This window comes from Streptomyces sp. CB02058 (assembly GCF_001905505.1).
Classification (GTDB): domain Bacteria; phylum Actinomycetota; class Actinomycetes; order Streptomycetales; family Streptomycetaceae; genus Streptomyces.
In genome coordinates, this window is the sequence record NZ_LIPG01000002.1 from 1,056,598 (window position 1) to 1,079,047 (window position 22,450).

Sequence of the window (22,450 nt, forward strand, 5' to 3'; positions counted from 1 at the left end):
CGGGGAGCGGCGGGCGTCCGTCGTATCGTGCGTTCCATGGTCACCATGCCTATGCCGCTGCCCGACTCCCGTACCGAGCCGGACGGTTCGGCCGTCATCCGGGTGCTCAGCTACAACGTCCGCTCGCTGCGCGACGACACCGAGGCTCTGGCCCGTGTCATCAGCGCCTGCGCCCCCGACCTGGTGTGCGTCCAGGAGGCCCCGCGTTTCTTCCGCTGGCGCAAGGCGGCGGCCCGGCTCGCCGCGATGACCGACCTGGTGATGCTCAGCGGCGGTGCCACCGCGGCCGGACCGATGCTGCTCTGCTCGCTGCGCGCCACGGTGGAGCGGACGGAGGACGTCCTGCTGCCGCTCACCCCGGGGCAGCACCGGCGCGGTCTGGCCACGGCGGTGGTACGGATCGCGGGGGCCCGGCTCGGCGTCGTGAGCTGCCATCTGAGCCTCCAGCGCGAGGAGCGGCAGGCCCAGGCGGGAATGCTGCTCGACCGGGTCGACGCGATGGGTGTCCGGCACGCCGTGGTGGCGGGCGACCTCAACGACGTACCGGAGGGGAACGCGTTCCAGCGGCTCGCCGGGCGGCTCCAGGACTGCCGGACGGTGCGGCCATGGGGCGGCGAGAACACCTTCCCGCCCGATGCTCCGCGCAAGCGGATCGACGCGGTGTTCGCGACCGACGGCATCGAGGTGCTCGGCTGCGGCGTCCCCGCTGAGCTGCCGGGCATCACCGCCGCGGACCTGCGGGCGGCCACGGACCACCTGCCCGTACTGGCCGCCCTGCGGGTACCGGCGGGGGAGTGAGCGGCCGGGGCGGTCCGGTTCCGGTCCGCCCCGTTCTGCCAGGCGGTGGGCAGGACCAGGACTCGGGCGCTTGGGGCCTGCCGCCTGACGTCCGGCGGCCCGCACGGCGCCCGGCAGGGGCCCGGGCCGGGCGGGGCTGACCGCCGCCCGCCGCCCGCCTGCTCGGGCTCCGGCGCCGGGCTGAGCTCCGGCACTTGGCAGCGGGGAGCCGGGCCGGGCTCCGGAACCTGGCAGGGCGAGCGGTCCGGCAGAGGTCCGGCGCCGGGCCGGGCGGGGGGCCGGGTGGCCCTCCGGTCCCTGCCCGGCCGCCGGGCCGCTCCGGGGTCAGACGACCGCGCCTCGGCCCGGGTCGTCGTCCTCTTCGTCGTCGTGGGGCATGCGTGCCACCAGGGTGGCGAAGCCGCCCAGGAAGCCGCCGATGGAGAGCGTGGTGAGCCACCACGTCATGTCCCACTGCATCAGCACGGCGATCAGCATCAGCACCGGTCCGCCGACGACCGCGAGCCAGGCGAACTTCGCGGTCACATCGGCCTCGGGAAGCGGCGGCGGCTCCGGCGGGACGAAGTGTCCCTCCTCGCTGTCGTCCGGGTCCTCGATGTCGCCCTCGGTGGGCTCCTCCAGGCCGTAGTCGCGCGGACCGGCGACCCCCGGCGCGAAGACGACCGAACCGCCGAGCGGCTTCCTCTCCGGCGGTCCGCCGGACGTCTTGCCGCCCGTGCCCTTGTCCGGGTCCTCGCCCGTACCGGAGTCGGGAGCGGGATCGAGGACATTGAGCTGGTCGTTCTCCAGCAGGGCCAGGTCCTCGATGGACTTGAAGGGCTTGGCACCCGGCGGGTCCGGCGGCTCCTCGCCGTACCCCGCGACGATCGCCTCCCAGGCCGCGGCCTCGTCGAGCGGCCGGGCCCCCTCCGTACCGTCGGGGACGGCCGTCCCCTCCGTGGGGCGCGGTTCGCGCTCCTCGTCACTGCCCGCGCGCTCCGCGTCGTGCTCAGCCACCGGACGTGCTCCCCTTCTTGCCGGCATCGGGTGCGAGGCGGCCGATGAACCGGAAGCTCTCGTCGAAGATCCGCTCCGCATCGTGGTCCAACGTCGCCACGTGGTAGCTCTGTTCCAGCAGGATCTCCTCGACATCCCGGGACGAGACGCGGCTGAGGATCCGGGCCGAGTCGGCCGGCGGGACGACATGGTCCTGCGGACTGTGCAGCAGCACGAGAGGCTGGGTCACCTGGGGGAGATCGGCGTCGACCAGCCGGAAGAAGGCCCGCACCGAGTGCGCGGAGTGCAGCGGCACCCGGTCGTAGCCGACCTCCTCGGAGCCCTCCAGGGCGATGTCGCTCGTCAGCCCCTTCGTCGTCCGCACCAGATGACGGGCGACCGGCAGGGCGTACGCGGACAGGCCGTGCACCTTGTTCGCCGGATTCACCAGCACCAGGCCCGCGATCTCGTCCCCGTGCTTCGCGGCGAGGCGCAGCGCCAGGGCCCCTCCCATGGAGAGGCCGAAGACGAAGACCCGCGTGCACCGCTCCCGCAGGGCCCGCAGCTCCCGGTCGACCTCCGCGTACCAGTCCTGCCAGCCGGTGACCGCCATGTCCTCCCAGCGCGTGCCGTGTCCGGGCAGCAGCGGGAGGGACACGGTGAGCCCGCGCTCCGCCAGATAGTCGGCCCAGGGGCGCAGCGACTGCGGCGATCCCGTGAATCCGTGACAGAGGAGGACGCCGACCTCTCCGCCCTCGTGGCGGAACGGCTCGGCTCCAGGGAGGACCGGCACCGGGGTCTCCTGTTCATGAAGCGGGCGGGGGTGCGGGGGGTGTGCAAAAGGATTACTTCACCGTACGCGACCGGGCCGACACCGACCAGGGCCGTCACCGCCCGACCGGACGGCACCTGCCGGCTGTGCCTGTGGGGGCCCGGCCCCCTGTGCCGGGCGGGAGGGGCCGCGGCGCCACAGGTTAAGGTCTGTCCGACAGCACACAGGAGGCACCCGAGTTGATCTACGGCGCAATGAAGTTCTCCATCGGCGGGTCTCTGAAGCTCGCCTTCAGGCCGTGGGTGGAGGGCCTGGAGAACATCCCCGCACGGGGGCCGGCGATCCTCGCGAGCAACCACCTCTCGTTCTCCGACTCCTTCTTCCTGCCGGCCGTCCTCGACCGCAAGGTGACCTTCATCGCCAAGGCGGAGTACTTCACCGCACCCGGGGTCAAGGGCAAGCTCACCGCCGCCTTCTTCAAGGGCGTGGGGCAGCTCCCCGTGGACCGCTCCGGTGCCCGGGGTGCCGGGGAGGCGGCCATCAGGGCGGGTATCCAGGTCGTCGAGAGCGGCGGGCTCTTCGGTATCTATCCCGAGGGCACCAGGTCGCCCGACGGAAGGCTCTACCGGGGCAAGCCCGGCGGCCTCGCCCGGGTGGCCCTCGCCACCGGCGCGCCCGTCATCCCGGTGGCCATGATCGACACGGAGAAGATCCAGCCCCCGGGGCAGCTGGTGCCCAAGCTGATGCGCCCGGGCATCAGGATCGGCGAACCGCTCGACTTCAGCCGCTACCAGGGCATGGACGGTGACCGTTTCATCCTGCGCTCGGTGACCGACGAGGTCATGTACGAGATCATGAAGCTCTCGGGCCAGGAGTACGTGGACATCTACGCGACGGCGGCCAAGCGGCAGATCGCCGAGGACGCGAAGCTCGAAGCGAAGAACAAGGGAACGGAACGGCCCGGCGCGTAGACGCGCCGACGGCCCTCCGGGGCGGGCAGCATGGCAGGGGCGGGAACCGGGGGAGGGGACATGGCCGGGCGTGAACGGGTCGTGAGGATGTCGGTCGAGCAGCCGCTGTGGCGTGCGCTGACCGCGTACCGCGTGCTGACCCTGATCTACGCGGCGCTGCTCGCGGGCTTCGGCCGCGCGACGTTCGAGCGGCCCTGGGTGGCCGTCGCCTTTCTGGCGTTCCTCGCCCTCTGGACGCTCGTCACGCTGCCCAGGGTGGCCAACGCGGCGAGCTGCACCAAGCGCTTCCTCGGCCTGGACCTCGTCGTCGCGCTCACCGGCATCCTGCTGACCCCGCTCGCCGACCTCGACGCCCAGCACGTCGACGGCCCGACGCTCCCGTCGATCTGGACCGCGGGCTCCGTCCTGGCCTTCGCGCTCAAGGGCGGCTGGCGCTGGGCTGCCTTCGCCTCCACCCTGGTGGCCGCCGCCAACATCGTCGAGCGCGGCGAGCCCAGCGAGGACACCTTCCACAACGTCCTGCTGGTGTGGGTCGCCTCCATCGCCATCGGATACGTCGTCGAGGTCGCGCGCGCCAGTGAACGCACCCTGGCGCGCGCCCTGGAGATCGAGGCGGCCACCCGTGAGCGGGAGCGGCTGGCCCGCGACATCCACGACAGCGTCCTCCAGGTCCTGGCCATGGTCCAGCGGCGTGGCACGGCACTCGGCGGCGAGGCGGCCGAACTCGGCCGGATGGCGGGGGAGCAGGAGATCGCCCTGCGCACCCTGGTCTCCAGCGGCCTGGTGCCCACGACCCGGGTCTCCGAGGACAGCGCCGAGGGAGCGGTGGTCCGTGTGGTGGCCGGCGAGAGCGGCCAGGACGAGGAGGACACCGAGGACGCCGAGTGCGATCTGCGCACCCTGCTCGCCGTTCACGCGGGCTCCCGGGTCAGCTTCGCGGAGCCGGGCGCCCCGGTGCTGCTCCCGGCGGGCGCCGCGCGCGAGCTCGCCGCCGCGGTGAGCGCGGCGCTGGACAACGTACGGGTCCACGCGGGGACGGACGCCCAGGCCTGGATCCTGGTCGAGGACGAGCCCGACGCGGTGATCGTCACCGTCCGGGACGACGGCCCCGGCATCCCGGAAGGGCGGCTGGACCAGGCGGAGGGCGAGGGCCGGCTCGGCGTCGCCCTCTCCATCCGCGGCCGGCTGCGCGATCTGGGCGGTACGGCAGAGCTGATCTCGGTGCCCGGGCAGGGCACCGAGGTCGAGTTGAAGGTTCCGAAGGTTTCACGGGGGAAGGCAGGATCGGCCCGATGAGTACACCGAACACGCAGGCATCCGAGGAACGGTCCATCAAGGTGATGGTGGTCGACGACCACCCGATGTGGCGCGACGCCGTCGCCCGCGATCTGGCCGAGTCCGGTTTCGACGTCGTCGCGACCGCCGGTGACGGTCCGGGCGCCGTGCGACGAGCCAGGGCTGCGGCCCCGGACGTCCTGGTACTCGACCTGAACCTGCCGGGGATGCCCGGAGTCCAGGTCTGCAAGGAGCTCGTCGGCTCCAACCCGGGGCTGCGCGTGCTGGTGCTCTCCGCCAGCGGTGAGCACGCCGACGTCCTGGAGGCCGTGAAGTCGGGCGCCACCGGCTACCTGCTCAAGTCGGCCAGCACCCAGGAGCTGACCGACGCCGTGCGGGCCACCGCGGCGGGCGACCCGGTCTTCACGCCGGGCCTCGCCGGACTGGTCCTCGGCGAATACCGCAGGCTCGCCTCCGACCCCGCCCCCGCGGCCCCCGACCGCCCGAAGGTCCCCCAGCTCACGGACCGCGAGACGGAGGTCCTGCGGCTGGTCGCCAAGGGGCTCTCGTACAAGCAGATCGCCGAGCGGCTGGTCATCTCCCACCGCACGGTGCAGAACCACGTCCAGAACACCCTGGGCAAGCTCCAGCTGCACAACAGGGTGGAGCTCGTCCGGTACGCGATCGAGGCCGGCCTCGACGACGTGTGACGGGACAACCGCCGCGAACCGCCGCGGAATTGACCGTACGACCCATCCCGGAGTGACCTGGGTCACCATTAGCGTGGCCCGTAGCGAGCTCACTTCGGCGAAGGGATGCTTCCAATGCGGGTCGGAGTACTGACCGGGGGCGGCGACTGCCCGGGTCTCAACGCGGTCATCCGCGCCATCGTCCGCAAGGGCGTGCAGGAGTACGGCTATGACTTCACCGGCTTCCGGGACGGCTGGCGCGGGCCCCTCGAGGGCGAGACCGTGCCGCTGTCCGTACCGGCGGTGCGCGGCATCCTGCCGCGGGGCGGCACCATCCTCGGCTCCTCCCGGACCAACCCCTTCGACCCCGAGTACGCCGGCCAGGGCGTCCGCCGGATCAGGGAGAGCCTCGTCAAGTACGAGGTCGACTCCCTGATCACGATCGGCGGCGAGGACACGCTCGGCGTCGCGGCGAGGCTGTCCGACGAGTACGGCATCAAGTGCGTCGGCGTTCCCAAGACCATCGACAACGACCTCTCGGCGACCGACTACACCTTCGGCTTCGACACCGCCGTCGGCATCGCGACCGAGGCCATCGACCGGCTCCACACCACGGCCGAGTCCCATATGCGGGTCCTCGTCGTGGAGGTGATGGGGCGGCACGCCGGGTGGATCGCGCTCCACTCCGGACTGGCCGGCGGGGCCAACGTCATCCTCATCCCGGAGCAGCGCTTCGACACCGACCAGGTCTGCGCATGGGTCACCTCCCGCTTCCGGGCGAGCTACGCGCCGATCGTGGTGGTCGCCGAGGGCGCGGCGCCCGCGCACGGCGAGATGATCCTCAAGGACGACTCCCACGATTCGTTCGGTCATGTCAGGCTCTCCGGTGTCGGTGAATGGCTGGCCAAGGAGATAGAGCGGCGCACGGGCAAGGAGGCCAGGACCACGGTCCTCGGCCATGTCCAGCGGGGCGGCACGCCGAGCGCCTTCGACCGCTGGCTCGCCACCCGCTTCGGGCTGCACGCCATCGACGCCGTCCACGAGGGCGACTTCGGCGTCATGGTCGCGCTCCAGGGAACGGACATCACGCGGGTTCCCATCGCCGAGGCGACGGCCCGCCTCAAGACGGTGGACCCCGCTCTGTACGCGGAAGCGGGGGTCTTCTTCGGCTGAGTCCCGCCGCTCGGCCCGCCCGCCCGGCCGAGCGGCGTGCGACGGGTGCGGGCCGTATATTCGCGGGGACCGGCCCCACCCCTCCACCTGGGAGACGTCGTGGAAATCCTGGCATTCGGCGTGCAGTCCGACGAGAAGCCCCTGATCGAGAAGGCCTTCGCCGGCCTGCACGACGTCCGCTGCCTGGACGTCTTCCTGACCGCGGACACCGCTCCGATCGCCGCGGGCTACGAGATCATCTCCACCAGCGTCAACGCAGACCTCGGGGGCCCCGTCCTGCAGACCCTCGCGGCGGGTGGGACACAGATGATCGCCCAGCGCTCCACCGGCTTCAACAACATCGATCTCGACGTGGCCGAACGTCTCGCCCTTCGCGTCGCCAGGGTGTCGTACTACTCCCCCTACTCGGTCGCCGAATTCGCCTGGACCCTGGCCATGGCCGTCAACCGCCGCATCGTCCGCGCGGTGAGCCGCACCCGGGACTTCGACTTCCGGCTCGACGGACTCCTCGGGCGGGACATGCACGGCCGCACGGCCGGTGTGGTGGGCACCGGGAAGATCGGCGAGGCGTTCACCCGGATCGCGCACGGCTTCGGCATGAATCTCCTCGGCTGGGACGTCGCCGAGAACCCCGCCTGCACCGCGCTCGGCATGACCTATGTCGACAAGGAGCAGCTCTTCGCCGAGGCCGACCTGATCAGCCTCCATGTGCCGTTGCTGCCCGCCACCGAGCACATCATCGGCAAGGAAGCCCTGTCCCTGATGAAGGACGACGCGATCCTCGTCAATTCCAGCCGCGGCGGCCTCATCGACACCCGCGCGCTCGTCACCGAACTGCGGGCCGGCCGTTTCACCGGTGTCGGGCTCGACGTGTACGAGGCGGAGGCGGGGCTCTTCTACATGGACAAGTCCGTGGAAGGCATCGACGACGACACCCTCGCCAGACTCGTCACCTTCCCCAACGTCATCGTGACCTCGCACCAGGCCTACTACACGCGGGACGCAGTGGGGCAGATCATCGAAGCCACCGTGCAGAACGTCACCGACTACCTGGCGGGACGCCGCAGCGGCAACGTCCTCGTCCCCGGCCTCCCCACGCCTTAGGTGTATTGATCACGAGTGTTGTTGACACGGCGGTCTTGACCAATACACCTAGCCCGCCGCGTCGCCCGCGTGTTCCTTCAGGAACGCGCCCGCGTAGGCGGCGGCCTCCTCCTTCGTGCCGCAGTGGAGAGCGCCATCGGCCGCGCCCCGCGTGCCGTCCGCACCGCGTCCCGTCCACCGCCAGTCGCCGGACGAGGGCTCCAGGAAGAGCTCGGCCGTGCCCCCGAACAGCTCGACCCTGCCCGGCTCCGCCCCCGAGGCCGGTCTGCTCACCGCGTCGGGCCACTTCTTGCGGGCGCCCTGCCGGGTTATGCCCCAGGCCGCCCCCAGCTGTTCGTAACTCGCCCCGTAGGAGCCGGCGGTCCGCGCGGCCTGTTCCGTCAGCCGCGCGACCGCCGAGTCCACCACCTTCCAGCCCTCGAGGACCGACAGCGACACCTCGATCGGGTCCGCCGCCCACATCCGGTCCTCGGGTTGCCCCGAACTCCGGGCGCGCAAGGCCGACGCGAGCGGGTTCAGGGCGTCGCAGAGGGATTTCTCGAGTGCTGTCAGTTCCGCGTGTGTGACCTCGCTCCGTGTCATGTCGACAACTTTAGTTACCTCACTTCAGGAGTGGCAACTAAAGTTGTCAAATGGCATATGCCAATTCGGTCCACGGCTCTCAGCTGAGCACCGGCAGCGCCGCCAGCAGCTCCGTCACGATCGTCGCGCCGCGCAGCGTCAGCACCGACTCCGGGTGGAACTGCACCGAGGCGAAGCCCTTGCCCCGCAGCGCGTGAAGCTCGCCGGAGGCTGCCTCCCGGCTCACCTCGATGCCGTGCGCGCCCAGCTCGGCGGCCGCGGCGTCGTCGCAACGCGCGGTGAAGCTGTTGTAGAAGCCGACGGTCTCGGGCCTGCCGAACAGATCGATCCGGGTCTGCGCCCCCTGGTACGGCACCGCCTTCCGTGCGATCTCGAGCCCCAGCTCCGCCGCGATCAGCTCATGGCCGAGGCAGACGCCCAGCAGCCCGTGCCGGTGCTCCCGCACCAGCTCGGCGGCCAGCTCCCTCAGCAGGCGCATCTTCGGGTCCGACGCGTCCCCGGGATCGCCGGGGCCGGGCCCCAGCACCACAGGGCCCTCGTGCGCCCGCACGGTTTCACGCAGCCCCGGCTCGTCGTAGCGGTGCACCGACACGGTGAGGCCCGAGGAGCGCAGCAGATGCGCCAGCATCGCCGTGAAGGTGTCCTCGCCGTCCACCACCAGCGCATGGCCGGACAGGTCCCGTGTGCGCTCCTGCATCCGCAGCCAGAAGGGGGCGAGCCCGCCGCGCCGGTCGTCCAGGGCCGCCTGCACCCGCGGATCGGAGGCCAGCCGAGGGCGGCTCGCCTCCGCCTCGGGCCTGCCGGGCCGCACGCCCAGTGCGGAGAGCACACCCGCCGCCTTCGCATGCGTCTCGGCGACCTCGCCCGCCGGGTCGGAGTGACGCACGAGCGTCGCCCCGACCGGCACGCTCAGCCGGCCCCCTGCCGAGATGTCCGCCGTGCGGATCAGGATCGGCGAATCCAGGGTCTGCGCCCCGCCGGGCTCCTGGCGCAGCAGGGCCAGGGCGCCCGCGTAGTAGCCGCGGCCCCCCGGCTCGTACCGCTCGATCACCCGGCAGGCGTTCTGCACGGGGGAGCCGGTGACCGTCGCCGCGAACATGGTCTCCTTCAGGACCTCCCGCACATCCAGCGAGGAACGCCCGCGCAACTCGTACTCCGTGTGAGCGAGATGGGCCATCTCCTTGAGCCGGGGCCCGATGACCACGCCGCCCATGTCCCCGACGGTGCACATCATCTTCAGCTCCTCGTCGACCACCATGGAGAGCTCCTCCGTCTCCTTGCGGTCCCCGAGGAAGGCGAGCAGGCTCTCGGCCGTCGGCCCCTGGTCCGGGTAGCGGTAGGTCCCGCTGATCGGGTTCATCACGACGGTCCCGCCGGACATCCGCACATGCACCTCGGGGCTGGCGCCGACCAGGGTCCGCTCCCCGGTGTGCACCACGAACGTCCAGTACGCGCCGCGCTCACCGGCCAGCAGCCGGCGGAACAGCGCCAGCGCGTCGGCACGGCCGAAGCCGGGGATCTCGCCGCCGAAGGTCCGCCGGATCACGAAGTTCGCGCCCTCGCCCTGCCCGATCTCGTCCTCGATGACCCGCCGGACGATGTCCGCGTACTCCTCGTCGGGAACGTCGAAGGCGCCCCCCTCGACCCGCACGTCATGGCCGGGCAGCTGCGCGAGCACCTCGGCCAGCGGCAGTTCGTACGCCTCGTCGGCGACCAGCACGGACAGCGGGGTGCCGTCGTCGCGCACGTCGAAGCCGCGCTCGGCGATCTGCCGGAACGGCACCAGGGCCAGTGTGGGCAGCGGGCCGACGGGGATGTCGGCGAGCCGTTCGGCCTCCCGCACCTCGCCGGTCAGGACCTCGACGGTGTCGTGGTCCCGGCCGGGCGTCCGCCTGCGCAGCAGGGCGAAGGGTGGGGCGTCGTCCCGGAGCAGGGCGGACAGGAGGTCGATGGAGCGTTCGGGCATGGGCGTTCCTTCCTGATGGAGGAACGGCTCCCGGCTCCGAAACGCAGAGAAGGCCGCCCCCCGGGCGGCCTTCGCGAAGTCTGTACGCGCGATGATTCAGCGGGCCGCCGGATGAGCGGTCCACCACCAGTTCTGGGTCGTCTGCGCGAACATGCCACGAACCCTAGCCGATGCGGCGGACAAACGAGCGCGCGTCTCAATTGTTGAGCGCATGGATGGACACGCCCCGCGACCCCGTAATGTTGAGAAGGTGACCGTGAACGCCAATACCTCCGTCGCCGGTGGCCACACCTGGCGAGACCTTCCCGCGGCGCAGCAGCCCGAGTACCCCGATGCCGAGGCCCTGCGCGAAGCACTCGCGGACCTCGAGTCGTATCCGCCGCTCGTCTTCGCGGGCGAGTGCGACCAGCTGCGCGCCCGACTGGGAGCCGTCGCCAAGGGCGAGGCGTTCCTGCTGCAGGGCGGCGACTGCGCCGAGGCCTTCGACGCCGTGTCGGCCGAGCACATCCGGGCCAAGCTGAAGACGCTGCTCCAGATGAGCGCCGTCCTCACGTACGCGGCGTCCGTGCCGGTCGTGAAGATCGGCCGGATCGCGGGGCAGTACTCCAAGCCGCGCTCCAAGCCGACCGAGACCCGCGACGGCGTGACGCTGCCGACCTACCGCGGCGACTCCGTCAACGGCTTCGAATTCACCGAGGCCGCCCGCGTCCCGGACCCCCAGCGGCTGAAGCAGATGTACCACGCGTCCGCCTCCACGCTGAACCTGGTCCGCGCGTTCACCACCGGTGGTTACGCCGACCTGCGCCAGGTGCACGCCTGGAACCAGGACTTCGTGAAGTCCTCGCCGTCCGGGCAGCGTTACGAGGCCCTGGCCCGTGAGATCGACAACGCGCTGAACTTCATGAAGGCGTGCGGCACGGACCCGGCGGAGTTCAAGGCGGTCGAGTTCTACGCCTCGCACGAGGCGCTGCTGCTCGACTACGAGTCGTCTCTGACCCGTACCGACTCGCGCACCGGCCAGCTCTACGACACCTCCGGCCACATGGTCTGGGTCGGTGAGCGCACCCGCCAGATGGACGGGGCGCACATCGAGTTCGCCTCGAAGATCCGCAACCCCATCGGGATCAAGCTCGGCCCGACGACCACCGTCGACGAGGCACTCGGCTACATCGACCGCCTCGACCCCGAGCGCGAGCCGGGACGGCTGACCTTCATCGTCCGCATGGGCGCCGACAAGGTCCGCGACAAGCTCCCCGAGCTGGTCGAGAAGGTCACCGCCTCCGGTGCCGCCGTGGTGTGGGTGACTGACCCGATGCACGGCAACACCTTCGAGGCCGCCTCCGGCCACAAGACGCGCCGCTTCGACGACGTCCTGGACGAGGTCAAGGGCTTCTTCGAGGTGCACAAGCAGCTCGGGACGCACCCCGGCGGCATCCACGTCGAGCTCACCGGTGACGACGTCACCGAGTGCGTCGGCGGCGGCCACGAGATCTTCGTGGACGATCTGCACCAGCGCTACGAGACGGCGTGCGACCCGCGGCTCAACCGCAGCCAGTCCCTGGACCTGGCCTTCCTCGTCGCCGAGATGTACCGCGACCAGTAGGGATCACTCCTGGTTACACCTGTGGGGCACGGATCCATGTGATCCGTGCCCCACGGTCGTACCGGGGCTTTTGCGGGAGAGGCCTCCCGGGTAAGGTTAGGTTAGCCTCACCGAGACATCGGGACGGCACAGCGATCGACCCGTCGGGAGGTGAACCGCATGTACGTATGCTCCTGCTTCGGCATCACCGAGGACCAGGTCAAGCAGCATGCGGACGGCGGAGCGTGCACACCCCGCCAGATCGCTTCCGCCTGCAAGGCCGGCACCGACTGCGGCGGCTGCGTCCGCAGGATCCAGGCGCTGCTGGGCCGCGGCGACTGCCCGCGCCGCGAGCTCCTCGAAGGACGTACGGCGTCGACGGGCGCCCCGGCAGGTGCGCCCGTCACCTTCGGCGCGGCACCGGACGGCAGGCTCTCCGACGCCGCCTGAGGGCCTCGTGGCCGCTTCCGCGGCGCCGCTGCCGGATCAGCTCTCCGGCTGCTCGATCAGCTGGGCGATGTAGAGCGGCTCACCGAGCTTCTCGACCAGTTCCAGATGGGTGTCGAGATAGTCGATGTGGTGCTCCTCGTCGTCCAGGATGGACTCGAAGATGTTCGCCGAGGTGATGTCGCCCTTGCCGCGCATGACCTCGATTCCCCGCTTGAGGCGGTCGATCGCCTCCACCTCGACCTGGCGGTCGGCCTGGAACATCTCGGTGACCGTCTGGCCGACGCGCACATGGAACAGCCGCTGATAGTTGGGCAGTCCGTCGAGGAACAGGATCCGGTCGGTCAGGATCTCCGCGTGCTTCATCTCGTCGAACGATTCGGCCCGGGTGTACTTGGCGAGCTTCGTCCAGCCGAAGTTGTCCTGCATCTTGGCGTGCAGGAAGTACTGATTGATGGCAGTCAATTCGGCGGTCAGCTGTTCGTTCAGGAACTCGAGGACCTCAGGGTCGCCCTGCATCGCAGAGGCTCCTTCCACCGGTGAACTGGGTTTGTTTGCGCGCATCCTCGCATCGCGCCACGCGGCCGTCCAGTAAGTGCATGCTTAGTATGAGTTGCCCGAATCGACTCTCCCCTGGTCATGACCACCCCTGCCTGTCTGTCACCATGGAGGCATGGGTCAGCCGGAAAGCCGGGAACGCGGCACAGCAGAGCAGTCCGGGCTTCCACCGGGTCAGCGGCTGCAACGCGGCTGGCCGGTCACCCATTACGGGCCCGTGCCCAAGTTCAAGCCGGACCGCTGGGAGTTCCGGGTCTTCGGGGCGACGGCTGACGGCGACAAGCACTGCTGGAATCACCAGGAATTCTCGGCGCTGCCCTTCTCGACCGTCGTGGCAGACCTCCACTGCGTGACCAAATTCAGCATGCTGGGTGCCGAATGGGGCGGAATCCTGGCCCGCGAGATCGTGGAACTGGCACCGCCCTCGCCCCACGTCACGCACGTGATGGTCTGGGCCGAATACGGATTCAGCTCGAATCTGCGACTGGACGACTTCGCATCGGACCGGACGCTGTTCGCCACCCATAAGGACGGCGAACTGCTCACCGCGGAACACGGATTCCCGCTGCGTCTGGTCGTGCCGCATCTGTATGCCTGGAAGGGCCCGAAATGGGTCCGGGGCATCGAATACATGACCGCGGACCGCCGGGGCTTCTGGGAGGAGCGGGGCTACCACAACATCGGCGACCCGTGGAGCGAGCAGCGCTACTCCTACCAGGAGGAGCCCGGGGACGGCCCCGAGCTCTGACGCTCCCGTGCCGGCCGGTCAGTGGTGGTGGGCGTGCACCACGGCGTGCCCCTTGCCTCGGCCGATCATCCACTTGTTGACCGGTGTCGTGACGACGAAGGCCGCCACCAGCGCGATGGCCAGGACGGTCCAGAACTTCGCGTCCGAGAGGCCGGCGTCCATGGCTCCCGGCCAGAGTGCGATCACCGAGTTGTCGATGAGCTCCATCACGGCGATCGACACGGTGTCGGCGGCGAGCGCGATCCGGACGGCCGTACGGAGACCGACGCCGGCGCCCAGCACCGAGCGCAGGGTCAGCGCGTAGCCGAAGAAGAACGCCAGGACGATCGCGAGCACGAGCGTCTGGACGTTGCCCCAGCCGAGCGCGGTGCCGATCGCCATCCCGAGGACCTCGCCGATCGCGCAGCCGGTGAGGCAGTGCAGGGTCGCTCGTGCGGCCATGCTCCAGCTCGCGCCGCCGCCATGGTTGTGGTGGGTGTCGTGGTGTCCCTGATGCGTGTCGTGCGCCTCGTGCTGCATGAGAAGCCCCCAAAGCCGGGTCATGGTTCCTGGCAATCATGGGAACCATATACCCCCCTGGGGTATTCCCCTTCGTCAGTGCGCGCCCCGGAGCTCCTTCAGCCGTGCCACGTCCGCCGCATGGCCCTCCTTGCCGCCGGGAGTCTCGATGATCAGGGGAACGCCCTCGGTCGCCGGGTGCGCGAGCAGCTCGCGGAACGGCTCGGCGCCGATGTGGCCCGCCCCGATGTTCTCGTGCCGGTCCTTGTGCGCCCCCACCACGTCCTTGGAGTCATTGGCGTGGATCAGCTTCAGCCGGCCCTCGCCGACCGTGCCGACCAGCAGGTCGAGGGTCTGCCGCATCCCCGCTGGGCCGGTCAGGTCGTGCCCCGCCGCGTAGATGTGGCAGGTGTCCAGGCAGACGCCCAGCTTCGGGTGGAAGTCCAGCGCCTCGAAATACGGCCCGAAGTCCCACGTCCGTGAACAGAGCGAGGATCCCTGCCCCGCGGTCGACTCCAGGAGGAGGAACGGATCGTCGTCATGGGTCAGCTCGTCCAGCAGCGGGAGCATGTGCGTCCGCACCTGGGCGAGGGCCTCCTCGCGGGGCCGCCCCCCGGTCGCCGACCCGGTGTGCACCACGACACCCAGTGCCCCGATCTCCCTGGCCCGGCGCAGCGAGTGGCGCAGCGACAGGACGGACCGCTCGACCGTGGCCTCGGTGTGCGAGCCGAAGTTGATCAGATAGGGAGCGTGGACGTACGCCGGAATCGACTCGGCGGCGCACTCCGAGCGGAACAGCTCGTCCTGCGCCGGATTCCCGGGAGGAGTCGCCCAGCCGCGCGGATTGGCCACGAAGACCTGCACCGTCTCCGCCGCCAGTTCACGGGCGTAGCCGAGGCCGATCTTGGCGAGGCCGCCGGCCACGGGAACGTGTCCGCCTATGGGGTTGCGCATGTGCTGCCAGTCCTCGGTGATCTAAAGGGCCTTGGTCCTGATGGTGATCGTGGAGCCTTCGGCGGCCTTCTCCCCGCCCTCGACCGACTGCTTCCCGATCGTGTCGCTGAACGAGAGGAGCGGGCGGTCGACCTCCACCTCGAACCCCGCGTCCTCCAGTGTGCTCCGGGCCTCGTCGACGTCCATCCCCGTGACATCGGGGACTTCCAGCATGCGAGGGCCCTTGGAGACCGTCAGCTCGACGGTGTCGCCCTCTGCGGCCTCCGCGCCGCTGCCGGGGGCCTGCCGGGCGACGTCGCCGTCGGCCTCCGGGGAGTTGACGCGCTCGGGCAGCACCTTCGCCTTCAGCCCCGCCTCCTGGAGTGCGGCGGTGGCGTCCTCGGTGCCCATGCCCGTGACGTCCGGCACGTCGACAGGGCTGCCCTTGCTGACGACCAGGGCGACCGCCGAGTCCGGGTGGCGCTCGGTGCCCATGGCCGGATCCGTACGGATCACCTCGCCGCGGGCGATGTCCTCGCTGAACTCCCGGGTCACCATCCCGGGGGCCAGCCCGGTCTTCTTCAGCTCGCGCCGGGCGTCGCCGAGCGAGAGGCCCTCCACATCGGGGACCTTCACGATCTCGGGACCGCGCGAGACCACCAGCTTCACGGCGTCGTTCTTCCGGATGCGCTCACCCGAGCCGGGGTCACTGCTGATCACCGTGCCGCGCTTCACCGTGTCGCTGTAGGCGCGGTCGACGCTCTTCATGTCCAGTCCGGCGTCCGAGAGGCGCTTCTCCGCGGCGCTCTGGGTCTGGCCGAGCAGCGAGGGGACCCGGGTGAATTGGCCCGAATTGATGTACCAGACGCCCGCACTGGTCCCCAGCACCAGCAGCAGGGCGACGAGCGCCGCGTATATCCCGCGACGGCCGCCACCCGCGAAGGGCACCCGGCGGCCTCCGCCCTGCCGGGGCGGCAGAGCGGCGGGCATCTCCAGCCGGCTGGTGTGGTGAGCGGTGCCCTGGCCGGCCGGGATCACCCGGGGGATCACGCTCGTACGGTCCTCGGCGGCGTCGTGCGCCTCGGCGAGGGCCTGCGGGGGCACCGCGTCGAGCTGCTGCTCCGTGAGCGCGCTCCGGGCCTCCCGGGAGATGGCGAGGAGGGCCACCGCGTCGTGCGGACGCACCTCGGGATTGCGGGCGGTGGCCGTCGCGACGAGCTCGTCCAGCCCGGCGGCCAGACCGGGAACGGCGGCGGACGGGGCGGGGACGTCCTCGTTGAGGTGCTGGTAGATGACCTGGGCCGCGTTGTCGCCGGTGTGCGGTTTGCCGCCGGTGAGCATCTCGTACAGCACGACGCCGCAGGCGTACACGTCGGACCGGGTGTCGGCGGTGCCCTGCTCGATCTGTTCGGGGGCGAGGTAGGAGACCGTCCCCAGGAGCGAGCCGGTGGTGTCCGTGGCGGTGCCCACGGCGCGCACGAGACCGAAGTCGGCGACCTTCACCCGGCCGTCGTCCCCTATCAGGACGTTCTCCGGCTTCATGTCGCGGTGGACGAAGCCGGCGCGGTGAGCGGCGCCGAGCGCGGCGAGGACCGGCTCCAGGATGTCCAGCGCGGCCCGGGGCTGCAGGGCGCCGCGCTCGCGCAGCACGTCACGCAGGGTGCACCCCGCGACGTACTCCATCGCCAGGTAGACGTACGCGCCCTGGGCGCCCTGGTCGAAGACCCCCACCACATTGGGGTGGGCGAGCCGGGCGACGGACTTCGCCTCGCGGATGAAGCGCTCGACGAACGAGGCGTCCGTCGCCAGCGCCGGGTGCATCACCTTGAGGGCGAGCACACGGTCGAGCCGGGTGTCCATGGCCCGGTAGACCGTGGCCATACCGCCGACGGCGATGCGTGCGTCGACGCGATAGCGGCCGTCGAGCAGCTGCCCGACAAGCGGGTCCTGAAGGGTCGTGTCCACGGGGGGAGTCTACGAGCTGCCACCGACACGGCGGGTCGCCCCGGGGCTCCCCGGGGCCGTACTGGAGCCGAGCCGTGACAGGGGCATGCACGTGTTGTGACCAGGACGGGTTCCCCGGCGCGCGGGCCTCAGAAGGCCGGGCGCTCCGGATCCAGCGCCGCGCGGCCCTCGGCCGGCGAGGACGCCTCCGCGAAATGGCGGCGCGGGATGCGCCCCGCCCGGTACGCCAGGCGCCCGCCGTCCACCGCGTGCCGCATCGCGGCGGCCATCAGCTCCGGCTCCTGCGCCCGGGTCACCGCCGAGGCGAGCATCACAGCGGCGCACCCCAGCTCCATCGCCAGCGCCGCGTCCGACGCGGTCCCCGCCCCGGCGTCCAGGATCACCGGAACCTCGGACTGCTCGACGATCAGCTGGAAATTGTGCGGGTTGCGGATGCCCAGGCCGGAACCGATGGGGGAGCCGAGCGGCATGACCGCCGCGCACCCCACGTCCTGGAGCTTGCGGGCCAGCACCGGGTCGTCGTTGGTGTACGGCAGGACCGTGAAACCGTCGTCGACCAGGATCTCCGCGGCGTCCAGCAGCTCGATCGGGTCGGGCAGCAGGGTCCGCTCGTCGGCCACGACCTCCAGCTTGATCCAGTCGGTGCCCAGCGCCTCCCTCGCCAGCCGGGCGGTCAGCACCGCCTCCCCGGCGGTGAAACAGCCCGCGGTGTTCGGCAGGACCCGGATGGAGAGGCGTTCCAGGACGGAGAGCACCGAACCCTGCACGGTCGGGTCGAGCCGCCGCATCGCGACGGTGGTCAGCTCGGTGCCGGAGGCGATCAGGGAGCGTTCCAGCACATCGAGGCTGGGTGCCCCGCCGGTGCCCATGATCAGCCGCGAGGAGAAGGAGGCGGGGCCGAGAGCGAAGAGGTCGTCGGACATGGTCAGCCTCCCTGGACCGCGGTGAGCACCTCGACACGGTCGCCGTCCGCGAGCAGCGTGGCGGACCACTCCCCGCGCGGGACGACCGCCTCGTTGACCGCCGCCGCGACCCCGGAACGGGCCGCGGTCAGCTTCGCGACCAGGGCGTCCAGCGAGGTCCCGGCGGGGATGTCGCGCCGTTCCCCGTTGACGGAGACGGAAACCGCGGTGGGGGAGTGATCGGTACCGGCGGAGGAAGAGGAACCGGACGCGGGATCGGGGACGGTGGCGGGCACGGGCTGGTTCATACGGGCTGCTCCTGCGGCGCGGGGACTTCGGGGGACGCGGTGCCGGACGAGGGGCTGAAACGGTTCGGCGCGAAGGGACGGCCGACCTCGGGCAGCTCGCCGGTGGTCAGCACATGGGCCATCACATCGCCGGTCACGGGGGTCAGCAGCACACCGTTGCGGTGGTGGCCGGTGGCGAGGTGCAGTCCGGGGAGCGCCGTCGGGCCCAGCAGCGGCGCGTTGTCGGGCGAGGCGGGCCGCAGACCGGCCCGGGTCTCGGTCAGCGGCAGCTCGGTGATGCCCGGCACCAGCTCGTGGGCGTCACGCAGCAGTTCGTAGACCCCGCCCGCCGTGACCGTGGTGTCCCAGCCCATCTCCTCGGTGGTTGCACCGACCACCAGCTCACCGTTGGCACGCGGTACGAGATAGACCTGGCTGCCGCGCACCACGGCCCGCACCGTCCTGCTGAGGAAGGGGGCGTACGCGGGCGGAACGGTCAGCCGGAGCACCTGTCCCTTGACCGGACGCACCGGCGGCACGACCGCCTCGGGAAGTCCCGCGAGCCGGCCGCTGAGGCTTCCTCCCGCCAGTACGACCTGGTCCGCCGCCAGTTCCGTACCGTCCGCGAGAACCGCCCCCGTCGCACGGCCGCCGGTCACCGACAGCTGCTGGACCCGGTCCCGGTGGAGGACCACCCCGGCCCGCTCGCACGCCGTGACCAGCGCGGAGGCCAGCCGCCTCGGGTCCACCTGGTGGTCCCCGCCGACCCGCAGCCCACCGCGCACCCCCGGGGCGAGCATCGGCTCCAGGCGGCGGCACTCGCGGCCGTTGAGCCACTCCGACTCCAGCCCCGAGCGCTGTTGCAGCGCGTGCAGCTCCCGCAGATGGGCCCGGTCGTCGGAGTCCAGCGCGACGGCGAGGGTGCCGCAGGCGCGGAAGCCGGTCTTCTGCCCGCTCGCCTCCTCCAGCTCGGCCACGAACGCCGGATAGCGGGCCGCGGAGGCCAGGTTGAGGCCGAGGAGCATCTGCTCGCCGTAGTGGAGTTCGGTGACGGCGGCGAGCATTCCGGCGGCGACCCGGGCGGCCCCGCCGCCCGGCTCCGGGTCGGCCAGCGCGGTGCGCAGACCGTGCTGGGCGGACCGCCAGGCGGTCACCAGCCCGATGATGCCGCCCCCCACGACCAGAACGTCCGAACCGTGTGCGGAGATACGCATGGGCGTCCAGCCCCTCCCTTCGCCGGCATGACCCGGATCAGGTTCGTACGGTCGGAGGCCGGCCAGCCTCCCTCTCAGCCCGGTACGTCCGGACTCCCGCGAGTGCTTTACGGTGGCCAGCCTAGACCCCACCACCCGCAGGCAGTAAGGGAGCAGCGCCCGTGGCCCGTTCGCTCGACGGACTCGTCCTCTCACCCGTCGCGGACCAGGCCCCCGGCCAGGTCGGCACCCGGACCCGCTTCACGTACCACGAGCGGGACGGCCGGATCTGGGCCGACTACGCGGGCGGCGACGTCGTCCGCGGCCATCTCGTCGGCACCCGGGAGGCGGACGTACTGGACTTCCGCTACGTCCAGTTGAAGCAGGACGGAACGACCTCTTCCGGGCACTGCGTCTCGACCGTCACGGACCTTCCCGACGGCCGGGTCCGCCTGGACGAGACGTGGCAGTGGGAATCGCAGGAGGGCAGCGGGACGAGTGTGGTGGAGGAGCTCGCGGGCTGACGGGACATCAGGTGATTAGGGTGGGGCGGGTGAGCGAGCAGACACAGGACCCGGCAGCGGGACGGCGGCCACGTGACGTCGTGATCGTGGGGGCCGGCATGGCCGGAGTGCAGACGGCCGTGGCCCTGCGCGAACAGGGCTTCACCGGCCCGGTCACCCTCATCGGCGCCGAACCGCACCAGCCCTACGACCGCCCGCCGCTGTCCAAAGCGGTCCTGCTCGGCAAGGCCGAGGACTCCGCGTTCGACGTCGACTTCGAGGCCCTGGACATCACGCTGCGCCTCGGGCTCGACGTGACCGGCCTGCGCGCCGGCACGCACGAACTGGACACCCCCGAAGGGCCCGTCGCCTACGACGCGCTCGTCCTCGCCACCGGGGCCGAACCCGTCGTCCTGCCCGGTTCCGAGGGCGTGCCCGGCGTCCATCTGCTGCGCACCCTCGACGACGCCGCCAGGCTGCGGCCCGTCCTGGACCGGCAGCACGACGTGGTCGTCGTCGGAGCGGGCTGGATCGGCGCGGAGTTCGCCACCGCGGCCCGCGCCGCCGGCTGCGCGGTCACCGTCGTGGAGGCGGCGGACCGCCCCCTCGCGGGCTCGATGCCCGCCGAGGTCGCCGCTCCGATGGCCGACTGGTACGCCGAGAGCGGAACCGAGCTCCTCACCGGGGCCCTGGTCTCACGCGTCGAACCGGGCGCCGTCCACCTGGCGGACGGCCGGGTGATCCCCGCGGGCGCGGTGGTCGTCGGCATCGGCGCGCGGCCCGCGACGGGCTGGCTGGCGGACTCGGGCATCGCGCTCGGCCCGGACGGATCGGTCACCGCGGACAGCTCGCTGCGCACCTCGCTGCCCGACGTCCACGCGGTGGGCGACTGCGCGTCCTTCCCCTCCGCCCGCTACGGGACACGGCTGCTGGTGCACCACTGGGACAACGCCCTCCAGGGGCCCCGGGCGGTGGCCGCCGCCCTCGCGGACGGTGTGGCCCGGACGTACGACCCCGTGCCCTACTTCTGGTCCGAGCAGTTCGGCCGCTTCGTGCAGTACGCCGGGCACCACGCCGACGCCGACACGCTGCTGTGGCGGGGCGACCCGGGGGACCCCTCCTGGACGGTCTGCTGGCTGCGTGAAGGGGTCCTGGTCGCCGTGCTGGCCGTCAGCCGGCCGCGTGATCTGGCGCAGGGGCGCAAGCTCGTCGAGGCCGGCGCCCGGATCGATCCGGTGCGGGCCGCCGACTCCTCCGTCCCGCTGAAATTGTCGGCGCTCTAGCGCCGGACGCGGTCCCGTACGCCCGGCCCGGCTACCGACTGTCGGTCCGGGATGGCACGCTTGTCCTTGTGACCGAGATTGACGCAAAGATCGATGCTCTCGTCCCCGCCTGGCTCCACCTTCCCGACATCGCGGAAATGCTCGATGTCGAGGTGACGCGCGTGCGGCAGCTGGTCAAGGAAGGCCAGCTCATCGCCGTACGACGTGGTGAGAACCGGACGCTCCAGGTGCCTGCCGCCTTCATCGACGGCAACAAGGTGGTCAAGGGTCTCGCAGGGACCCTGACGCTCCTGAGGGACGACGGCTACAACGACGAAGAGATGCTGGACTGGCTCTTCACCCCCGACCCGACCCTGCCCGGAACCCCGGCGCAGGCCCTGAGCGAGAATCGCGGTACGGAGGTGAAGCGCCGGGCCCAGGCGCTCGCCGTCTGACCGGACGACCGTGAGTGGAGTGCGGGCCGTGGCACACGCGGCCCGCACTCCGCCGTCAGGGCACGGCCGTCCATCGACGCACCAGCGATCCATCGACGCACCGACGGGGGAATCATCATGTCCACGCCTCGCTCCCAGCTGTCCGGCGCCCGGCTCTACCTGTGCACGGACGCCCGCAAGCGGCAGGGTGACCTCCCGGAGTTCCTCGACGCCGTGCTGTCCAGCGGTGTCGACATCGTCCAGCTGCGCGACAAGGGCATGGAGGCGGCCGAGGAGCTCGAACACCTCGCCGTGTTCGCCGACGCCTGCAAGCGCCACGGCGCGCTCCTCGCGGTGAACGACCGGGCCGACGTCGCCCACGCCATCGACTCCGACGTGCTGCATCTCGGCCAGGGCGACCTGCCCGTGCCCGCCGCCCGCGCCGTCATCGGCCAGGACGCCCTGATCGGCCGGTCCACCCATGCCGAGTCCGAGGTCGACGCCGCCGTCACCGAGGCGGGCGTCGACTACTTCTGCACGGGACCCTGCTGGCCCACGCCTACCAAGCCCGGCCGGCACGCCCCCGGCCTCGGCCTCGTGCGCTACGCCGCCTCGCTCGGCACGACGCGGCCGTGGTTCGCCATCGGCGGGATCGACGCGGGGAACCTGGACGAGGTGCTCGACGCCGGGGCCCGCCGTGTCGTCGTCGTGCGCGCCATCACGGAGGCACCGGATCCGGCTGCGGCGGCCGCGGCCCTCGCGCGGCGCATCCGGGCCCGTTCCCTCTGAAGCGGGCGCTCCGCTCCCGCGCGGGCAGCCCGTACCGGCCGTGA

Annotated in this window: 25 protein-coding genes and 1 riboswitch; of the genes, 13 read left to right on the forward strand and 12 right to left on the reverse strand. The window is 71.3% G+C overall.

Features of this window, described 5'->3' with window-relative positions:
- Positions 1 to 36 precede the first annotated feature (36 nt).
- Positions 37 to 798, forward strand: coding sequence for an endonuclease/exonuclease/phosphatase family protein (locus AMK10_RS11995; protein WP_073747656.1), 762 nt, complete (start codon positions 37 to 39; stop codon positions 796 to 798).
- Positions 799 to 1,122: 324 nt separating this feature from the next.
- Here the strand turns inward: AMK10_RS11995 and AMK10_RS12000 are convergent, their stop codons facing one another.
- Together AMK10_RS12000 and AMK10_RS12005 are read right to left on the reverse strand one after the other, a co-directional pair.
- Positions 1,123 to 1,794 carry a hypothetical protein gene (locus tag AMK10_RS12000; protein WP_073747657.1) on the reverse strand — a complete coding sequence of 224 codons (672 nt, stop codon included), beginning with the start codon at positions 1,792 to 1,794 and terminating at the stop codon, positions 1,123 to 1,125.
- Positions 1,787 to 2,566: an alpha/beta hydrolase gene (locus AMK10_RS12005; protein ID WP_073747658.1), complete on the reverse strand. Its 780-nt coding sequence runs from the start codon at positions 2,564 to 2,566 to the stop codon at positions 1,787 to 1,789. The genes AMK10_RS12000 and AMK10_RS12005 overlap by 8 nt, the downstream gene beginning before the upstream one ends.
- Positions 2,567 to 2,784: 218 nt before the next feature.
- On the opposite strand from AMK10_RS12005, the gene AMK10_RS12010 reads away from it, so the two are divergent.
- From AMK10_RS12010 to AMK10_RS12030, 5 genes are all read left to right on the forward strand, one after another.
- Positions 2,785 to 3,516, forward strand: a complete 732-nt coding sequence (locus AMK10_RS12010; RefSeq protein WP_073747659.1) for a lysophospholipid acyltransferase family protein — start codon at positions 2,785 to 2,787, stop codon at positions 3,514 to 3,516.
- Between the two features lie 60 nt (positions 3,517 to 3,576).
- On the forward strand, positions 3,577 to 4,812 hold the full coding sequence (gene macS, locus AMK10_RS12015; protein WP_073747660.1) for a MacS family sensor histidine kinase: 1,236 nt from the start codon (positions 3,577 to 3,579) through the stop codon (positions 4,810 to 4,812).
- Positions 4,809 to 5,501 carry a response regulator gene (locus AMK10_RS12020; RefSeq protein WP_073747661.1) on the forward strand — a complete coding sequence of 231 codons (693 nt, stop codon included), beginning with the start codon at positions 4,809 to 4,811 and terminating at the stop codon, positions 5,499 to 5,501. The genes macS and AMK10_RS12020 overlap by 4 nt, the downstream gene beginning before the upstream one ends.
- A 114-nt stretch (positions 5,502 to 5,615) precedes the next feature.
- The gene (locus AMK10_RS12025) at positions 5,616 to 6,653 is read left to right on the forward strand and encodes a 6-phosphofructokinase (protein WP_073747662.1); all 1,038 of its coding nucleotides are present in this window, start codon (positions 5,616 to 5,618) and stop codon (positions 6,651 to 6,653) included.
- A gap of 99 nt (positions 6,654 to 6,752) precedes the next feature.
- Positions 6,753 to 7,757, forward strand: coding sequence for a 2-hydroxyacid dehydrogenase (locus AMK10_RS12030; protein WP_073747663.1), 1,005 nt, complete (start codon positions 6,753 to 6,755; stop codon positions 7,755 to 7,757).
- A gap of 48 nt (positions 7,758 to 7,805) precedes the next feature.
- Here AMK10_RS12030 and AMK10_RS12035 read toward each other — a convergent pair whose 3' ends face one another.
- The 3 genes from AMK10_RS12035 to AMK10_RS38675 all read right to left on the reverse strand — a co-directional run bounded on the left by AMK10_RS12035 (position 7,806) and on the right by AMK10_RS38675 (position 10,518).
- Positions 7,806 to 8,339, reverse strand: coding sequence for a hypothetical protein (locus tag AMK10_RS12035; RefSeq protein ID WP_073747664.1), 534 nt, complete (start codon positions 8,337 to 8,339; stop codon positions 7,806 to 7,808).
- A gap of 79 nt (positions 8,340 to 8,418) precedes the next feature.
- Entirely contained in the window at positions 8,419 to 10,305 is a 1,887-nt protein-coding gene (locus AMK10_RS12040) for an anthranilate synthase family protein (protein ID WP_073747665.1), read from the reverse strand.
- Between the two features lie 96 nt (positions 10,306 to 10,401).
- Positions 10,402 to 10,518: a trp operon leader peptide gene (locus AMK10_RS38675; protein WP_107428402.1), complete on the reverse strand. Its 117-nt coding sequence runs from the start codon at positions 10,516 to 10,518 to the stop codon at positions 10,402 to 10,404.
- 43 nt (positions 10,519 to 10,561) lie between these two features.
- Between AMK10_RS38675 and AMK10_RS12045 the strand changes: the two genes are divergently transcribed.
- Together AMK10_RS12045 and AMK10_RS12050 are read left to right on the forward strand one after the other, a co-directional pair.
- Positions 10,562 to 11,908: a class II 3-deoxy-7-phosphoheptulonate synthase gene (locus tag AMK10_RS12045; protein ID WP_073748041.1), complete on the forward strand. Its 1,347-nt coding sequence runs from the start codon at positions 10,562 to 10,564 to the stop codon at positions 11,906 to 11,908.
- A 159-nt stretch (positions 11,909 to 12,067) separates the two neighbouring features.
- On the forward strand, positions 12,068 to 12,337 hold the full coding sequence (locus AMK10_RS12050; protein WP_073747666.1) for a (2Fe-2S)-binding protein: 270 nt from the start codon (positions 12,068 to 12,070) through the stop codon (positions 12,335 to 12,337).
- 36 nt (positions 12,338 to 12,373) lie between these two features.
- Here the strand turns inward: AMK10_RS12050 and bfr are convergent, their stop codons facing one another.
- The gene (bfr, locus tag AMK10_RS12055) at positions 12,374 to 12,853 is read right to left on the reverse strand and encodes a bacterioferritin (RefSeq protein WP_073747667.1); all 480 of its coding nucleotides are present in this window, start codon (positions 12,851 to 12,853) and stop codon (positions 12,374 to 12,376) included.
- A 154-nt stretch (positions 12,854 to 13,007) separates the two neighbouring features.
- Here bfr and AMK10_RS12060 point away from each other — a divergent pair, with 154 nt between their 5' ends.
- The gene (locus AMK10_RS12060) at positions 13,008 to 13,640 is read left to right on the forward strand and encodes a sulfite oxidase-like oxidoreductase (RefSeq protein ID WP_073747668.1); all 633 of its coding nucleotides are present in this window, start codon (positions 13,008 to 13,010) and stop codon (positions 13,638 to 13,640) included.
- Between the two features lie 18 nt (positions 13,641 to 13,658).
- Here the strand turns inward: AMK10_RS12060 and AMK10_RS12065 are convergent, their stop codons facing one another.
- The 6 genes from AMK10_RS12065 to thiO form a co-directional block, all read right to left on the reverse strand.
- Positions 13,659 to 14,159, reverse strand: coding sequence for a DUF4396 domain-containing protein (locus tag AMK10_RS12065; protein WP_073747669.1), 501 nt, complete (start codon positions 14,157 to 14,159; stop codon positions 13,659 to 13,661).
- A gap of 75 nt (positions 14,160 to 14,234) precedes the next feature.
- Positions 14,235 to 15,092: a deoxyribonuclease IV gene (locus tag AMK10_RS12070; RefSeq protein WP_073747670.1), complete on the reverse strand. Its 858-nt coding sequence runs from the start codon at positions 15,090 to 15,092 to the stop codon at positions 14,235 to 14,237.
- Positions 15,093 to 15,113: 21 nt separating this feature from the next.
- Positions 15,114 to 17,036, reverse strand: coding sequence for a Stk1 family PASTA domain-containing Ser/Thr kinase (pknB, locus tag AMK10_RS12075; protein ID WP_073747671.1), 1,923 nt, complete (start codon positions 17,034 to 17,036; stop codon positions 15,114 to 15,116).
- Between the two features lie 128 nt (positions 17,037 to 17,164).
- Positions 17,165 to 17,959 carry a thiazole synthase gene (locus AMK10_RS12080; protein WP_073747672.1) on the reverse strand — a complete coding sequence of 265 codons (795 nt, stop codon included), beginning with the start codon at positions 17,957 to 17,959 and terminating at the stop codon, positions 17,165 to 17,167.
- 2 nt (positions 17,960 to 17,961) lie between these two features.
- A complete protein-coding gene (gene thiS / locus AMK10_RS38490) occupies positions 17,962 to 18,246 on the reverse strand; it encodes a sulfur carrier protein ThiS (protein WP_073747673.1) in 285 nt (94 codons plus the stop codon).
- The gene (gene thiO / locus AMK10_RS12090) at positions 18,243 to 19,439 is read right to left on the reverse strand and encodes a glycine oxidase ThiO (protein ID WP_073748042.1); all 1,197 of its coding nucleotides are present in this window, start codon (positions 19,437 to 19,439) and stop codon (positions 18,243 to 18,245) included. The genes thiS and thiO overlap by 4 nt, the downstream gene beginning before the upstream one ends.
- Positions 19,437 to 19,549, reverse strand: a riboswitch (TPP riboswitch). Its footprint overlaps the gene before it by 3 nt.
- A gap of 51 nt (positions 19,550 to 19,600) precedes the next feature.
- Between thiO and AMK10_RS12095 the strand changes: the two genes are divergently transcribed.
- The 4 genes from AMK10_RS12095 to thiE all read left to right on the forward strand — a co-directional run bounded on the left by AMK10_RS12095 (position 19,601) and on the right by thiE (position 22,406).
- A complete protein-coding gene (locus tag AMK10_RS12095) occupies positions 19,601 to 19,942 on the forward strand; it encodes a hypothetical protein (protein ID WP_073747674.1) in 342 nt (113 codons plus the stop codon).
- 29 nt (positions 19,943 to 19,971) lie between these two features.
- Positions 19,972 to 21,204, forward strand: coding sequence for an NAD(P)/FAD-dependent oxidoreductase (locus AMK10_RS12100; protein WP_073748043.1), 1,233 nt, complete (start codon positions 19,972 to 19,974; stop codon positions 21,202 to 21,204).
- A 68-nt stretch (positions 21,205 to 21,272) separates the two neighbouring features.
- The gene (locus AMK10_RS12105; RefSeq protein ID WP_014045440.1) at positions 21,273 to 21,638 is read left to right on the forward strand and encodes an Rv2175c family DNA-binding protein; all 366 of its coding nucleotides are present in this window, start codon (positions 21,273 to 21,275) and stop codon (positions 21,636 to 21,638) included.
- A gap of 117 nt (positions 21,639 to 21,755) precedes the next feature.
- Positions 21,756 to 22,406, forward strand: coding sequence for a thiamine phosphate synthase (gene thiE / locus AMK10_RS12110; RefSeq protein ID WP_073747675.1), 651 nt, complete (start codon positions 21,756 to 21,758; stop codon positions 22,404 to 22,406).
- Positions 22,407 to 22,450: the final 44 nt, after the last annotated feature.